This is a genomic window from Pseudomonas sp. S12(2018), from assembly GCF_024355235.1.
Taxonomy (GTDB): domain Bacteria; phylum Pseudomonadota; class Gammaproteobacteria; order Pseudomonadales; family Pseudomonadaceae; genus Aquipseudomonas; species Aquipseudomonas palmensis.
In genome coordinates this window covers 65888-80737 of the sequence record NZ_QLAD01000009.1, presented here as the reverse complement: position 1 = coordinate 80737, position 14850 = coordinate 65888, and the positions used below count along the sequence as shown (strand labels likewise).

General features: G+C 64.2%; 13 protein-coding genes. 10 read left to right on the top strand and 3 right to left on the bottom strand.

Annotation, left to right across the window (positions count from 1 at the left end; translation table 11 throughout):
- Nucleotides 1–9: 9 nt before the first annotated feature.
- Together DN388_RS20780 and DN388_RS20775 are read right to left on the bottom strand one after the other, a co-directional pair.
- On the bottom strand, nt 10–660 hold the full coding sequence (locus tag DN388_RS20780) for an HAD family hydrolase (protein WP_255002000.1): 651 nt from the start codon (nt 658–660) through the stop codon (nt 10–12).
- 32 nt (nt 661–692) lie between these two features.
- A complete protein-coding gene (locus tag DN388_RS20775; RefSeq protein ID WP_043862269.1) occupies nt 693–1241 on the bottom strand; it encodes a gamma carbonic anhydrase family protein in 549 nt (182 codons plus the stop codon).
- A gap of 90 nt (nt 1242–1331) precedes the next feature.
- Between DN388_RS20775 and prlC the strand changes: the two genes are divergently transcribed.
- The 6 genes from prlC (at nt 1332) to DN388_RS20745 (ending at nt 9585) form a co-directional block, all read left to right on the top strand.
- A complete protein-coding gene (gene prlC / locus DN388_RS20770) occupies nt 1332–3383 on the top strand; it encodes an oligopeptidase A (RefSeq protein WP_043862270.1) in 2052 nt (683 codons plus the stop codon).
- On the top strand, nt 3380–3640 hold the full coding sequence (locus tag DN388_RS20765; RefSeq protein WP_043862271.1) for a YheV family putative zinc ribbon protein: 261 nt from the start codon (nt 3380–3382) through the stop codon (nt 3638–3640). Before prlC ends, DN388_RS20765 begins: the two co-directional genes overlap by 4 nt.
- A gap of 99 nt (nt 3641–3739) precedes the next feature.
- Nucleotides 3740–5764 (top strand): M3 family metallopeptidase, encoded by a 2025-nt coding sequence (locus tag DN388_RS20760; RefSeq protein WP_255001999.1) that lies wholly within the window; start codon nt 3740–3742, stop codon nt 5762–5764.
- Nucleotides 5765–5842: 78 nt separating this feature from the next.
- Nucleotides 5843–6901 carry a PA0069 family radical SAM protein gene (locus tag DN388_RS20755; RefSeq protein WP_043862273.1) on the top strand — a complete coding sequence of 353 codons (1059 nt, stop codon included), beginning with the start codon at nt 5843–5845 and terminating at the stop codon, nt 6899–6901.
- A 243-nt stretch (nt 6902–7144) separates the two neighbouring features.
- Complete coding sequence (locus tag DN388_RS20750) at nt 7145–7864, top strand: carbonic anhydrase (RefSeq protein WP_043862274.1); 720 nt, start codon at nt 7145–7147, stop codon at nt 7862–7864.
- Nucleotides 7865–8058: 194 nt separating this feature from the next.
- Nucleotides 8059–9585, top strand: coding sequence for a SulP family inorganic anion transporter (locus tag DN388_RS20745; RefSeq protein ID WP_255001998.1), 1527 nt, complete (start codon nt 8059–8061; stop codon nt 9583–9585).
- 86 nt (nt 9586–9671) lie between these two features.
- Here the strand turns inward: DN388_RS20745 and DN388_RS20740 are convergent, their stop codons facing one another.
- Nucleotides 9672–10319 carry a hypothetical protein gene (locus DN388_RS20740; RefSeq protein ID WP_054916034.1) on the bottom strand — a complete coding sequence of 216 codons (648 nt, stop codon included), beginning with the start codon at nt 10317–10319 and terminating at the stop codon, nt 9672–9674.
- A 311-nt stretch (nt 10320–10630) separates the two neighbouring features.
- On the opposite strand from DN388_RS20740, the gene coxB reads away from it, so the two are divergent.
- From coxB to DN388_RS20720, 4 genes are read left to right on the top strand one after another with little or no spacing between them, the layout of a single operon-like run.
- Nucleotides 10631–11758: a cytochrome c oxidase subunit II gene (coxB, locus tag DN388_RS20735; RefSeq protein ID WP_043862277.1), complete on the top strand. Its 1128-nt coding sequence runs from the start codon at nt 10631–10633 to the stop codon at nt 11756–11758.
- Nucleotides 11759–11774: 16 nt separating this feature from the next.
- Nucleotides 11775–13367 carry a cytochrome c oxidase subunit I gene (gene ctaD, locus DN388_RS20730; protein WP_054916033.1) on the top strand — a complete coding sequence of 531 codons (1593 nt, stop codon included), beginning with the start codon at nt 11775–11777 and terminating at the stop codon, nt 13365–13367.
- 10 nt (nt 13368–13377) lie between these two features.
- On the top strand, nt 13378–13947 hold the full coding sequence (locus DN388_RS20725) for a cytochrome c oxidase assembly protein (protein WP_043862279.1): 570 nt from the start codon (nt 13378–13380) through the stop codon (nt 13945–13947).
- Between the two features lie 12 nt (nt 13948–13959).
- On the top strand, nt 13960–14847 hold the full coding sequence (locus tag DN388_RS20720; protein WP_043862280.1) for a cytochrome c oxidase subunit 3: 888 nt from the start codon (nt 13960–13962) through the stop codon (nt 14845–14847).
- Nucleotides 14848–14850: the final 3 nt, after the last annotated feature.

Below are 14850 nucleotides of genomic sequence, written 5' to 3'. Positions count from 1 at the left end.
AAAAGGCCTTCAGGACCGCATGAAGGCCCGATGCAGCTCGCCCAGCGTGTCGAAATGATACGCCGGCTGCTCTGCGGTCAATTCCTCGCGGCTGCCAAACCCGTAGCCCACCGCCACTGCTTCCAGCCCGTTGCTGCGCGCGCCGATCAGGTCGTGCTTGCGATCGCCGATCATCAGCGTCTGCGCCGGGTCCAGGTTTTCTTCGGCCAGCAGGTGCGCAATCAGCTCCACCTTGTTGGTGCGCGTACCGTCCAGCTCGCTGCCGTAGATGACCTTGAAATGCCGGGCAAAATCGAAGTGCCGGGCAATCTCGCGGGCGAACTCCCAGGGCTTGGAGGTGGCGATGTACAGCGTGCGCCCCTGCGCCTGCAGCCCTTCGAGCAGCTCGCTCACGCCTTCGAACACGCGGTTCTCGTACAACCCGGTGACCTTGAAGCGCTCACGGTAGAAGTTCACCGCCTGCCATGCCTTGGCCTCGTCGAAGCCGTAGAACTGCATGAACGCCTGCAGCAAGGGCGGGCCGATGAAGTGTTCCAGGCGGGTCAGGTCCGGCTCGTCGATGTCCAGCTTGGCCAGGGCGTACTGGATGGAGCGCGTGATGCCTTCACGGGGGTCGGTGAGTGTACCGTCGAGGTCGAACAGAATGGTTTGCTGGTGCATGACAGTCTCGAAAAAAGGGGGCTGTGGATAACTCACTCGGGCTGGTCGAAGCCTTCGGCCAGGTGCAGGTCCTTGAGCTTCACGTAGTTGGCGGCGCTGTAGGGGAAGAACGCGCGTTCCTTGTCGGTCAGCGCCCGTGCCTGCTTCACCGGGCTGCCCACGTACAGGAAACCGCTCTCCAGCGTCTTGCCCGGCGGTACCAGGCTGCCGGCACCGATGATCACCTCGTCCTCGACCACCGCGCCGTCCATGATGGTGCTGCCCATGCCGACCAGAATGCGGTTGCCCAGGGTGCAGCCATGCAGCATGACCTTGTGGCCAATGGTCACGTCATCGCCGATCAGCAGCGGGTAGCCGTCGGGATTGAACGGCCCGGCATGGGTGATGTGCAGCACGCTGGCGTCCTGCACGCTGGTGCGCGCGCCGATGCGGATGCGGTGCATGTCGCCGCGGATCACCGTCAGAGGCCATACCGAGCTGTCCTCGCCGATCTCGACATCACCCAGCACCACTGCGCTGCGGTCGACGAAGGCGCGGGCGCCGAGACGCGGAATGTGTTGCTGGAAGCTGCGGATGGCCATGAATAGTGTCTCTCTGTAAGGCTGATAGCTGCGGTCAGCGTCGATTGTAATTAAGATGGAGCGGTGTTTCTTCTGCCAAGGTGTTTAACCGTGAGTGCGAACAACCCGCTTCTGCAGTCTTATGACCTGCCGCCCTTCTCGGCGATCCGTGCCGAGCATGTGCTGCCGGCGATCGAACAGATCCTGGCCGACAACCGCAGCGCCATCGCCTCGATCCTGAAAACCCAGGGCCAGAACCCCACCTGGGCCGGCCTGGTGCTGGCCATGGACGAACTCAACGACCGACTGGGTGCCGCCTGGAGCCCGGTCAGCCACCTCAACGCGGTATGCAACAGCGCCGAGCTGCGCGAGGCCTACGAGGCCTGCCTGCCGGCCCTGAGCGCCTACGCCACCGAAATGGGCCAGAACCGCGAGCTGTTCCAGGCCTACGAAGCGTTGATCGCCAGCCCCGAAGCTGCCGGCTTCGATGTGGCGCAGAAAACCATCCTCGAACACGCCCTGCGTGACTTCCGCCTGTCGGGTATCGACCTGCCGGCCGACCAGCAGAAGCGATATGCCGAGGTGCAGAGCAAGCTCTCGGAGCTGGGCAGCCGTTTCTCCAACCAGCTGCTCGACGCCACCCAGGCCTGGACCAAGCACGTCACCGACGAGGCCGCACTGGCCGGCCTCACCGAATCGGCCAAGGCGCAGATGGCGGCCGCCGCGCAGGCCAAGGGCCTGGATGGCTGGCTGATCAGCCTGGAATTCCCCAGCTACTACGCCGTGATGACTTACGCCCACGACCGTGCCCTGCGCGAAGAACTGTACGCGGCCTACTGCACCCGCGCCTCGGACCAGGGCCCCAACGCCGGCCAGTTCGACAACGGCCCGGTGATGCGCGAGATCCTCGACCTGCGTCAGGAGCTGGCCGAGCTGCTGGGTTATGCCAACTTCGCCGAGCTGAGCCTGGCCACCAAGATGGCCGAGTCCAGCGACCAGGTGCTGAGCTTCCTGCGTGACCTGGCCAAGCGCAGCAAACCCTTCGCCGCCCAGGACCTGGCCCAGCTCAAGGCCTACGCCGCCGAGCAGGGCTGCCCGGACCTGCAGAGCTGGGACAGCGGTTTCTATGGCGAGAAGCTGCGCGAACAGCGTTACAGCGTGTCGCAGGAAGCCCTGCGTGCCTACTTCCCGATCGACAAGGTGCTGTCGGGCCTGTTCACCATCGTGCAGCGCCTGTACGGCATCGAGATCGCCGAGGTGAAAGGCTTCGATACCTGGCACCCGGACGTGCGCCTGTTCGAGATCAAGGAAAACGGCCAGCACGTGGGGCGCTTCTTCTTCGACCTGTACGCCCGCGCCAACAAGCGCGGCGGTGCCTGGATGGACGGCGCCCGCGACCGTCGCCGCACGGCCGATGGCAGCCTGCAGAGCCCGGTGGCCAACCTGGTGTGCAACTTCACCCCGGCCGCCCCGGGTAAGCCGGCACTACTGACCCACGATGAAGTCACCACCCTGTTCCACGAGTTTGGCCACGGCCTGCATCACCTGCTGACCCGCATCGAGCATGCCGGGGTATCCGGCATCAATGGCGTGGCCTGGGACGCGGTCGAGCTGCCGAGCCAGTTCATGGAGAACTGGTGCTGGGAGCCCGAAGGCCTGGCGTTGATCTCCGGTCATTACGAAAGTGGCGCTGCCCTGCCGCAGGACCTGCTGGAGAAGATGCTGGCGGCGAAGAACTTCCAGTCGGGCCTGATGATGGTGCGCCAGCTGGAGTTCTCGCTGTTCGACTTCGAACTGCACGCCAGCCACGGCGATGGCCGCAGCGTGCTGGAGGTGCTCGAAGGGGTGCGCGACGAGGTTTCGGTGATGCGCCCGCCGGCGTACAACCGCTTCCCCAACAGCTTTGCGCACATCTTCGCCGGCGGCTACGCGGCCGGTTACTACAGCTACAAGTGGGCTGAAGTGCTGTCGGCCGATGCCTTCTCGCGCTTCGAGGAAGAGGGTGTGCTCAACGCCGAAACCGGTCGCGCCTTCCGCGAGGCGATTCTGGCCCGTGGCGGCTCGCAGGCGCCGATGCGCCTGTTCGTCGACTTCCGTGGCCGTGAGCCGTCGATCGATGCGCTGTTGCGCCACAGTGGCCTGAGCGAGGACCTGGCGGCATGAGCAAGACCAAGAAGCGCTTCATTGCCGGGGCCGTATGCCCGGCGTGCAGCGAGCCGGACAAGCTGATGATGTGGAGCGAAGACGGCGTGCCACACCGCGAGTGCGTGGCCTGCGGGTTCTCCGACACGCTCAACGAACAGGGCCTGTCGGTGCCCAAGGAACTGGGCACCCGCGTCAACCAGGCCGAGGCCAAGGCGCCCCAGCCTGCGGTGCAGACGGTGCAGTTCTTCCCCAATCCGAAGCTGAAGAAGCCCTAGCGGGCCGTGTGGCTGGTGCAGGGGCATACATAGTTAGCCCCTGGCGCACCGGCAACCCTTGAAAGTGACGGGACCTTCCCGTCACTCAAGGAGCTGCCCATGACCAGCAATCCCCTGCTCGCCCCCCTCGATCCGCCAGCCTACGCCGACATCCGCCTGGAACACCTGACGGCGGGCATCGACCAGATCATCCTCGACAACCACAACGCCCTGGCCCGCATCATCCTGGCCCAGCGTGGCCTGCCCACCTGGGACGACCTGGTGATGGCCATCGATGCACTGGATGCACGCCTCAACAACGCCGTTCGCCTGATCGTGCCCCTGTACACCCGCGGCGAGGCCTGGAAGGCGGCCGTGGACGAGTGCTGGCTCAAGACCCAGGCCTATCATCAGGCAAAGCTGCAGAACGCCACGTTGCTGGCGCTCTATCAGCGTCTGGCCGACAGCGCCCACGGTGCGCTGTTCAGTCACGAACGCAGGATGTCGCTGCAGCAGTCGATCAAGGCCTTTCGCCTGAGCGGCGCCGAGCTCGGTGAAACCGAGCGTGCCCGCCTGATGGCCCTGCAAACCAGCATCAGTGCCCAGCGCAACCTGTTCCTCGACAACCTGGCACACGCCACCGGCGCCTGGACCCTGCTGATCACCGATGCCCGGCGCCTGCAGGGGGTCGACGCGCTGGAGACCGCCGCCATGGCGCGCAAGGCCCAGGCCAAGGGCCTCGAGGGCTGGCTGGTGACCTTGGAAGAGGCCCCGTGCCTGGCGATCCTGCAGCAGGCCACAGACCGTAGCCTGCGTGAAACCGTGTATCGGGCCTACCATGGCCGCGCGTCGGAGCTGGACGCAGGCCCCGACAACGGCCCGGTGCTGCTGGAGTTGCGACGACTGCGCCATGAGCAGGCGCAACTGCTGGGGTTTGCCAGCTTTGCCGAACTCAGCCTGCAGACCAAGACGGCAGAATCGACGCAACAGGTCACGCGGTTTCTGCAGGACCTGAGCACCCACAGCGCCGCCTGGCGTAGCGCCGAAACCGCGCGGTTGCGGGCCTTCGACCAGCAGGCGCGCCTGGGTGGCCTGCAACCCTGGGACATCGCCTTTTACGCGCAGCGTGCGCATCGGCACCCGCTGGCGCTGTCTGGCGAGGAAATGCGTGGCTACTTTCCGCTGGAGCAGGTGGTGCTGGCCATGACGCAACTGGCCGATACCCTGTTCGGCGTGCAGATCACACCGTCCAGCACGTTGCAGGCCTGGCATGCGGATGTGCGGTGCTTCGAGGTAACCCAGGGCCATGCGTTGGTGGGGTACCTGTACATGGATGCGATCACCCGCCCGGGCAAGGAGGACTACGCCTGGAGCCTGCGAGTATGGAACCGCCACGTGGATGCCGAGGGTCGTTTTCACAAGGGCGCGGCGGCGCTGTTCTGCGCAGTCGAGCGTGGCGACGGGGTTGCCCCACCGTTGCTGACCCACCTGGACCTGCGCAAGCTGTACCACGAGTTCGGTCACTGCCTGCACCAGCTGCTGGTGGCCACCACCGATTACCGCCTGTCCGATATCGACAGCCTGGGGCCGGACGGGATCGAGTTCTTCAGTGAGCTGCTGGAGCGCTGGTGCTGGTCGGCCGAGTACCTGGCCGGTATCTCCCATCACTACCAGACAGGCAAGGCACTGCCGCAGTCCACGGTGCAGGCGTTTCTCGACCAGCAGAAACAGCAGCAAGGGCTCACGTTTGCCCGAGACCTGGCAATGGCGCGCCTGGACCTGCACCTGCATGGCGAGACCTACCCGGCTGCTGCGCAAGGCCTGCAGCAGCAGGTGGTGGAACAGTTCGACGCAGTGCTGCCCTGGCCGCTGGGCGATTTCGAGCTCCCGGCCCAGGCCTTCGATCACCTGGCCAGCGGCTACGAGGCGGGCTATTACAGCTACCTGTGGTCACGGGTCTACGCGATCGATGCCTTCGCCCGGTTCGAAGCCGAAGGCGTGCTCAACCCGGCCACCGGGCGTGCCCTGCTCGAGGCCATTGTTGCCCCGGGGGCCGGGCGCTCGATCACGGCAGGGTTCAAGGTGTTTCGCGGGCGTGACGTGAGCCCCCTGCCGTTTCTGCAGTGGCATGGCCTTAACCCGTAGCCACGTCGGGCGCCGAGCGGTGCTGGAGGTCCTGATGGCGATGCAGTACTGTATATAAAAACAGTACAGGGGCTCGACATGTTCACTCCAGCGCCAGTGCGTGGTCGCGGTACCGCGCACAACCCGCACAACCGCTTCGCCCCTGCCCGCTCTGTGGCCGAGGATGATGGCTGGTACCAGGAGGTGCCGCTGACCCAGGGTACCGAAGTCCGCATCGAGACGGCCAAAACCATCATCACCCGTAACACCTCGCCCGACCTGCCCTTCGACCGCTCGATCAACCCCTACCGAGGTTGCGAGCATGGTTGCATCTATTGCTATGCCCGCCCCAGCCACGCCTACTGGGACCTGTCGCCGGGGCTCGATTTCGAGACCAAGCTGATCGCCAAGACCAACGCGGCGGCGGTGCTGGAACAACAGCTGTCGAAGAAAGGCTACGTGTGCGCCCCGATCAACCTGGGGTCCAACACCGACCCGTACCAGCCCATCGAGCGCGAACAGCAGCTGACCCGGCGCCTGCTTGAAGTGCTGCTGCGCTACCGTCACCCGGTCACCATCGTGACCAAGGGCTCGCTGATCCTGCGCGACCTCGACCTGCTGGCCGAACTGGCACAGCAGCGCCTGGTGTCGGTGATGATCAGCCTGACCACCCTCGACGACGAGCTCAAGCGCACCCTGGAACCGCGTGCCGCCGCGCCCAAGGCGCGGTTGCGGGCGATTCGGGTGATGCGCGAGGCGGGTGTGCCGGTAGGTGTGCTGTGTTCGCCGATGATCCCGATGATCAACGACAGCGAACTGGAGCACCTGCTGGAGGCGGCCAAGCAGGCCGGCGCGCTGCACGCGGCCTACATGCTGCTGCGCCTGCCGCTGGAGGTGGCGCCGCTGTTCGAGCAATGGCTGCAGGATCATTACCCGCAACGTGCGACCCATGTGCTGAGCCTGATCCGTCAGAGCCGTGGCGGCGAGCTGTACGACAGCCGTTTTGGCGCACGCATGCGGGGCGAAGGCGTGTTTGCCGACTTGCTGGCGCAGCGTTTCGACAAGGCCATGCGCCGCCTGGGACTGAACCGGCGTGAAGGCCATGCGCTCGATTGCAGCGCGTTCTGCCCGCCCGGTGGGCAGTTGTCGCTGCTGTAATGCATTAATGGGTAGTTGCCATTAATGCTTTTTTGCTAGTATCTGAGGCCCGCCCTTTTGTTCTGGAACGCCCGTTCTAGAGCCTCCAAATTCAGTTTGAGTTAAGTTTTTCCGCGTAGCGTGAAACGCCAGGCAGCCGCACTGTGCTTTATTGAGCGTGAGCGACATCCAAGCTTCATTGCGTTGTCTGAATCTTGAACCGGTAAAATGGACTTACCTTCAAACCGTCAAAGAGGATCAACAATGAAAGACCAGGACCCCTCTCAAAACGGCCCGGCTGATCAAGCCGAAAGCGCCGATGCCGCACTGAAGCATATCGTCGACGGCTTTTTGCATTTTCATCATGAAGTCTTCCCGCAACAGGAAGAGCTCTTCAAGAAACTCGCCACTGCGCAGAAGCCGCGGGCGATGTTCATTACCTGCGCCGACTCGCGCATCGTGCCCGAACTGATTACCCACAGCTCCCCTGGCGACCTGTTCGTGACCCGCAATGTGGGTAACGTGGTGCCGCCCTACGGGCAGATGAACGGTGGTGTATCCACGGCCATCGAATACGCGGTGATGGCCCTGGGTGTGCAGCACATCATCGTGTGCGGGCATTCCGATTGCGGGGCCATGCGTGCCGTGCTCAACCCGCAGAGCCTGGAGAAGATGCCCACGGTCAAGGCCTGGTTGCGGCATGCCGAGGTGGCGCGCACGGTGGTCGAAGACAATTGCCATTGCCACAACGAACACGAAAGCATGCAGGTGCTGACCAAGGAAAACGTCATCGCCCAGTTGCAGCACCTGCGTACCCACCCTTCGGTCGCCTCGCGCCTGGCGGCCGGCCAGTTGTATATCCACGGCTGGATCTACGACATCGAAACCAGCGAAATCACCGCCTATGACGCGGTAAGCGACCGCTTCCTGCCCCTGCAGAGCGGCCAGCCGATTCCCTGCGCCACCCCGCGCGGGCGCTACTAGCCACACCTCATTCGCAACAGGGTGACTGAAGGCTGCACGTTCGCGTGCAGCCCAGGTAGTCGGCTGCCTTGAATTTCCATGAATGCCTTGCTGGCCTGCCGGCGGCTTGCGGCTGCCCGCGTGGCGGCGTTACTGCGGCGTGCGGGCCAGCGGAATGGCCCGGCGTGATCGATAGAGGGAGAATCAAGGTGAACATGACGCAATTGAAAGCGGCCCTGCCGCGTGAACTGCTGGCTTCGGTGGTGGTGTTTCTGGTGGCGCTGCCGCTGTGCATGGGCATTGCCATCGCTTCCGGCATGCCCCCGGCCAAGGGTCTGATCACCGGCATCGTCGGTGGCCTGGTGGTGGGGTTCATCGCCGGCTCGCCATTGCAGGTCAGCGGCCCGGCGGCGGGCCTGGCGGTGCTGGTGTTCGAGCTGGTACGCCAGCATGGCATGGCCATGCTCGGGCCGATCCTGCTGCTGGCGGGCCTGCTGCAACTGCTGGCCGGGCGTCTGCGCCTGGGCTGCTGGTTCCGGGTCACGGCGCCAGCGGTGGTGTACGGCATGCTCGCCGGTATCGGCGTGCTGATCGTACTGTCGCAGGTGCATGTGATGTTCGACGCCAGCCCGCAGCCTTCCGGGCTGGCCAACCTGACGGCGTTCCCACAGACCGTATTGCAGGCGCTGACCCCGGAAGGCCCCGGCAATGCCTGGCAGGCGGGTGCGTTGGGCCTGGGCACCATCGCGATCATGTGGGGCTGGGAGCGCCTGCGCCCGCAGCGTCTGCGCTTCGTGCCGGGGGCCTTGCTCGGGGTGGCGCTGATGACCCTGCTGAGCCTGTGGCTGGCGTTGCCGGTGAACCGCGTGGTGGTGCCGGACAACCTGGCCGAGGCCATCGATTGGCTGCGCCCCGCCGACCTGCTGCAACTGGCCGACCCGCACCTGCTGGTGGCGGCGCTCGCCCTGGCATTCATCGCCAGTGCCGAGACGCTGCTGTCGGCGGCGGCGGTGGACCGCATGCACAGTGGCCAGCGTTCGGACTTCGACCGTGAACTGTCGGCCCAGGGGGTGGGCAACATGCTCTGCGGCGTGCTGGGGGCGTTGCCGATGACCGGGGTGATCGTACGCAGTTCGGCCAACGTGCAGGCCGGTGCGCAGACGCGGCTGTCGGCTATTCTGCATGGGGCATGGCTGCTGGCGTTCGTGGTGGTGCTGAGCAGTGTGCTGCAGCAGATCCCGGTGGCGAGCCTGGCAGGTGTACTGGTGTACACCGGCTTCAAGCTGGTGGACTTCAAGGCGTTCCGCGGGTTGGGGCGCTATGGGCGCATGCCGATGTTCACCTACGCGGCGACCGCACTGGCGATCATCTTCACCGACCTGTTGACCGGCGTACTGCTGGGTTTCGCCCTGACTTTGCTCAAGCTTGCGCTGAAGGCGGCGCGGTTGAAGATCAGCGTCAACCACCTGGATACGCCGGGGCACCTGGAGCTTCGCTTGAGCGGTGCGGCGACGTTTCTCAAGGTCCCGGCACTCGCCCGGGCGCTGGATAACGTACCGGTATGTACCACGTTGCATGTACCGCTGGCCCAGCTCAGCTACATCGACCACGCGTGTCTCGAGCTGCTGGAGGACTGGGGCCGGGCGAATGCGGGCAATGGATCGGTGCTGGTGATCGAGCCGCGCGGGTTGAAGCGGCGCACCGAGGGGCGGGCGCGCATGGCGGCAGGGCTTGGCGCGTGAACGATTCGCCAGCAAGGCTGGCTCCTACACGGGGTGCAATCCTGTAGGAGCCAGCATTGCTGGCGAAGGCTGCGCCGCCGAGCCGATCAGGCCGACTGATCCAGCTCCAGCCCCACGCCCAGCTGGCGCGACAGGCACGGCCAGCGCTTCCACGCCGCGCCGGTGTCCGGGCTGCTCAGCTTGTCTCGGTAGGCCTCCACCGATTCGAGCGCGAAGCTTTCGTCGTTGAGCATTTCGTCCACCGAGTGGTGCACCACCTCATCCAGCTGGTTGGCGAATGCCTCGCCGATCAGCTGATGCGCGATCAGGTTGGCCACGGTGGTATCCAGTGGGATCAGTGGCTGCTTGAAATGCTTGATGTACAGGTCGTTCACTTCCTCCACCAGGCGGTGCGCCAGGTAGGCCTCATCCAGCAGGCAGCCCAGGCCGACCTGGCCTTGCATGATCGCCGGCGGCTGCAGGAAATAGGCTTCGGCAATTTTCAGTACCGGTTTGATCTGCGACTCGATGCCCGCCTCGCGCGCCACCGCATTGGCGGCCTCCAGCAATTCGGGTACCTGATCGATGTACGCGTCGACAAACCCCACAAGCGCCGCATGCGGGTCTTGCTCAGGCAGGTTGATCGAGGGATGCAGGTGGGGCAGTTGCACTTCAAGTTGCTTTTTCAACTGGCCGGTTTGGACCTCATGTTGACGGGCACGGGTGATCTGCTCGCGCAAAGCGGCGATGTTCATGACAACTCCAGGGACAAGGGAAACACACGGATGACATAAGGTAGCTCGGTTCGAAAAAGAGTTAAGACGGATTTGTCATAAACGATGTGCGTTTATGTCGCTGTAAGGCATATCAAATGGCCATCAACCCCCTCTCGGCGATTTTTTGCGCGGTCCGGGCGGCTGTCTATACTCCGCTTTGAAAGTGATTGGTTGATGAGGCCCGCCTGCTGTCCAGCAGGGGCTCGCCGTCGAAGTTCGCCGTCTTGACGCCGTACCCTTAGCCGTAGGCCCTGCCTCCGGGATAACAAGAATCATAAGGGGAACCCGCAATGATGCGACATCCACATGCCTGGATGGGCCTGCTGTTGTGGTCACTGTTCACGCCGGCACATGCCGCCTGGACCGTGAATATGGCGCCGGGGGCGACTGAAGTCAGCAACGCCGTGTTCGACCTGCACATGACCATCTTCTGGATCTGCGTGGTGATCGGCATCGTGGTGTTCGGCGCGATGTTCTGGTCGATGATGGTGCACCGTCGCTCCACCGGCCAGCAGCCGGCGCATTTTCATGAGCACACCTGGGTCGAGATCATGTGGACGGTGGTGCCGTTCCTGATCCTGGTGGCCATGGCCATCCCCGCCACCAAGACCCTGGTGGACATCTACGATGCCAGCGAGTCGGACGTGGATATCCAGGTCACCGGCTACCAGTGGAAGTGGCACTACAAGTACCTGGGCCAGGACGTGGAGTTCTTCAGCAACCTGGCCACCCCCGCCGATCAGATCCACAACAAGGCACCCAAGGACGAGCACTACCTGCTGGAGGTCGATCAGCCGCTGGTGATCCCGGTGGGTGCCAAGGTGCGCTTTCTGGTGACTGCCGCCGACGTCATCCATTCCTGGTGGGTGCCGGCGTTCGCGGTCAAGCGCGATGCCATCCCCGGTTTCGTCAACGAGGCCTGGACCCGTGTCGAGAAGCCGGGCATCTACCGCGGCCAGTGCACCGAACTGTGCGGCAAGGACCACGGCTTCATGCCGGTGGTGGTGGAGGTCAAGTCCAGGGCCGACTACGACACCTGGCTGGCCGAACGCAAGGCCGAGTCGGCCAAGCTCAAGGAGCTGACCAGCAAGGAGTGGACCCTGCAGGAGCTCAGCGAGCGCGGCGACAAGGTCTACCACACCACCTGCGTGGCCTGTCACCAGGCCGAAGGCCAGGGCCTGCCGCCGATGTTCCCGGCGCTCAAGGGTTCGAAGATCGCCACCGGCCCGATCAAGGATCACCTGAACATCGTCTTCCACGGCAAGGCCGGCACGGCCATGGCGGCGTTCGGCAAGCAGCTCTCGGAAGTGGATATCGCCGCCGTGATCACCTACGAGCGCAACGCCTGGGGCAACAACAAGGGCGACATGGTCACGCCGAAGGATGTGCTGGCGCTCAAGCAGGCCGACAGCCAATGAACCGGGGAGACAGGACATGAGTACAGTCATCGACGACCACGGTCATGCCGCCCATGACCACGCCCACGGCCCGGCCAAGGGCCTGATGCGCTGGGTGCTGACCACCAACCACAAGGACATCGGCACGATGTACCTGTGGTTCGCCTTCGCCATGTTCCTGCTCGGCGGCTCGTTCGCCATGGTGATCCGCGCCGAGCTGTTCCAGCCCGGCCTGCAGATCGTGGAGCCGGCATTCTTCAACCAGATGACCACCATGCACGGCCTGATCATGGTGTTCGGTGCGGTGATGCCGGCCTTCGTCGGCCTGGCCAACTGGATGATCCCGCTGATGATCGGCGCGCCGGACATGGCCCTGCCGCGCATGAACAACTTCAGCTTCTGGCTGCTGCCGGCAGCGTTCCTGCTGCTGGTATCGACCCTGTTCAGCCCCGGCGGCGGGCCGAATTTCGGCTGGACCTTCTATGCCCCGCTGTCGACCACCTACGCACCGGCCAGCGTGACCTTCTTCATCTTCGCCATCCACCTGATGGGCATCAGCTCGATCATGGGCGCGATCAACGTGATCGCCACCATCCTCAACCTGCGCGCCCCCGGCATGACCCTGATGAAGATGCCGCTGTTCGTCTGGACCTGGCTGATCACCGCGTTCCTGCTGATCGCGGTGATGCCGGTGCTGGCCGGTGTGGTGACCATGATGCTGATGGACATCCATTTCGGCACCAGCTTCTTCAGCGCCGCCGGTGGTGGCGACCCGGTACTGTTCCAGCACGTGTTCTGGTTCTTCGGTCACCCCGAGGTGTACATCATGATCCTGCCGGCGTTCGGCGCGGTCAGCTCGATCATCCCGGCGTTCTCGCGCAAGCCGCTGTTCGGCTACACCTCGATGGTCTACGCCACCGGGGCCATCGCTTTCCTGTCGTTCATCGTGTGGGCGCACCACATGTTCGTGGTCGGCATCCCGGTGGTGGGCGAGCTGTTCTTCATGTACGCCACCATGCTCATCGCGGTGCCCACCGGGGTGAAGGTGTTCAACTGGGTGAGCACCATGTGGGAAGGTTCGCTGACCTTCGAGACGCCGATGCTGTTCGCCATTGCCTTCGTCATCCTGTTCACCATCGGCGGTTTTTCGGGGTTGATGCTGGCCATCGCCCCGGCCGACTTCCAATACCACGACACCTACTTCGTGGTGGCGCACTTCCACTACGTGCTGGTGCCGGGGGCGATCTTCGGCATCTTCGCCTCCGCCTACTACTGGCTGCCCAAGTGGACCGGGCACATGTACGACGAAACCCTCGGCAAGCTGCACTTCTGGCTGTCGTTCATCGGCATGAACATGGCGTTCTTCCCGATGCACTTCGTTGGCCTGGCGGGCATGCCGCGCCGGGTGCCGGACTACAACCTGCAGTTCGCCGACTTCAATATGGTGTCGTCGATCGGCGCGTTCACCTTCGGCGTCACGCAGATCTTCTTCCTGTTCATCGTGATCAAGTGCATCCGTGGCGGCAAGCCGGCCCCGGCCAAGCCATGGGATGGCGCCGAAGGGCTGGAATGGTCGGTGCCCTCGCCCGCGCCCTACCACACCTTCCAGACCCCGCCGGAAGTGAAATGAGGGTGCTGCCATGAACGAGCGCACGTCGCTGCGGCGACTGGTGACGCGGCTGATGCTGCTGACCGTGGTGATGTTCGCCTTCGGCTTTGCCCTGGTGCCGATCTACGACGTGATGTGCAAGGCCTTCGGCATCAACGGCAAGACCGGCGGGCAGTACGCAGGCAGCCAGGTCAGCGACCCCACGCGCTCGGTGAAGGTGCAGTTCCTGTCGACCAATGCCAGCGACATGGTCTGGGACTTCTACTCCACCGCCGACCAGATCGACGTCAACCCGGGCGCGGTGAACCAGATGATCTTCGTGGCGCGCAACCCCACCGACAAGCCGATGACCGCCCAGGCTATCCCCAGCATCAGCCCGGCGGAGGCGGCCGCGTACTTTCACAAGACCGAATGCTTCTGCTTCAGCCAGCAGGTGCTGCAGCCGGGTGAGCGCATCGAGATGCCGGTGCGCTTCATCGTCGACCGCGACCTGCCCAAGGATGTGAAACACCTGACGCTTGCCTACACGCTGTTCGATATCACCGCTCGCCAGCCGCCGGTGGCCCACGTGGCCACCCAGACCGTACAGAGCGCCCGATAAGGAGAACGATCCATGGCTGCTCATCAGCACTACTACGTACCGGCGCAGAGCAAGTGGCCGATCATCGCCACCCTCGGGATGCTGATCACGGTGTTCGGCCTGGGCACCTGGTTCAACGACATGAAGGCCGGCCACGAGGACTCCCATGGCCCGCTGATCTTCTTCGTCGGCGCACTGTGCCTGGCCTACATGCTGTTCGGCTGGTTCGGCGCGGTGATCAAGGAAAGCCGCGCCGGGCTCTACAGCCCGCAGCTGGACCGCTCGTTCCGCTGGGGCATGTCGTGGTTCATCTTTTCGGAGGTGATGTTCTTCGTGGCCTTCTTCGGTGCGCTGTTCTACGTGCGCCACCTGGCAGGCCCGGCGCTGGGTGGGGAAGGTGCCAAGGGCGTGGCGCACATGCTGTGGCCGAACTTCCAGTTCGCCTGGCCGCTGCTGCATACCCCCGACCCCAAGCTGTTCCCGCCGCCCAGCGATGTGATCGACCCGTGGCACCTGCCGCTGATCAACACCATTCTGCTGGTCAGCTCCAGCGTGACCATCACCATCGCCCACCATGCCCTGCGCAAGGATCACCGCGGCGCGCTGAAATTCTGGCTGGCGCTGACCATCGTGCTGGGCGTGGCGTTTCTCATCCTGCAGGCCTACGAGTACCACGAGGCCTACACCGAACTGGGCCTGACCCTGCATTCGGGGATCTACGGTGCCACCTTCTTCATGCTCACCGGGTTCCACGGGGCCCACGTGACCATGGGCACGATCATCCTGTTCGTGATGCTGATGCGCATCCTGCGCGGGCATTTCAGCGCCGACAAGCACTTCGGCTTCGAGGCGGCCAGCTGGTACTGGCACTTCGTGGATGTGGTGTGGGTGGGGTTGTTCATCTTCGTGTATGTGCTGTAGCCG

Coding starts and splice junctions, on each gene's coding strand:
- DN388_RS20780 (WP_255002000.1), bottom strand. CDS start 660: ATGCACCAGCAAACCATTCTGTTCGACCTCGACGGTACACTCACCGAC.
- DN388_RS20775 (WP_043862269.1), bottom strand. CDS start 1,241: ATGGCCATCCGCAGCTTCCAGCAACACATTCCGCGTCTCGGCGCCCGC.
- DN388_RS20765 (WP_043862271.1), top strand. CDS start 3,380: ATGAGCAAGACCAAGAAGCGCTTCATTGCCGGGGCCGTATGCCCGGCG.
- DN388_RS20760 (WP_255001999.1), top strand. CDS start 3,740: ATGACCAGCAATCCCCTGCTCGCCCCCCTCGATCCGCCAGCCTACGCC.
- DN388_RS20755 (WP_043862273.1), top strand. CDS start 5,843: ATGTTCACTCCAGCGCCAGTGCGTGGTCGCGGTACCGCGCACAACCCG.
- DN388_RS20750 (WP_043862274.1), top strand. CDS start 7,145: ATGAAAGACCAGGACCCCTCTCAAAACGGCCCGGCTGATCAAGCCGAA.
- DN388_RS20745 (WP_255001998.1), top strand. CDS start 8,059: ATGACGCAATTGAAAGCGGCCCTGCCGCGTGAACTGCTGGCTTCGGTG.
- DN388_RS20740 (WP_054916034.1), bottom strand. CDS start 10,319: ATGAACATCGCCGCTTTGCGCGAGCAGATCACCCGTGCCCGTCAACAT.
- coxB (WP_043862277.1), top strand. CDS start 10,631: ATGATGCGACATCCACATGCCTGGATGGGCCTGCTGTTGTGGTCACTG.
- ctaD (WP_054916033.1), top strand. CDS start 11,775: ATGAGTACAGTCATCGACGACCACGGTCATGCCGCCCATGACCACGCC.
- DN388_RS20725 (WP_043862279.1), top strand. CDS start 13,378: ATGAACGAGCGCACGTCGCTGCGGCGACTGGTGACGCGGCTGATGCTG.
- DN388_RS20720 (WP_043862280.1), top strand. CDS start 13,960: ATGGCTGCTCATCAGCACTACTACGTACCGGCGCAGAGCAAGTGGCCG.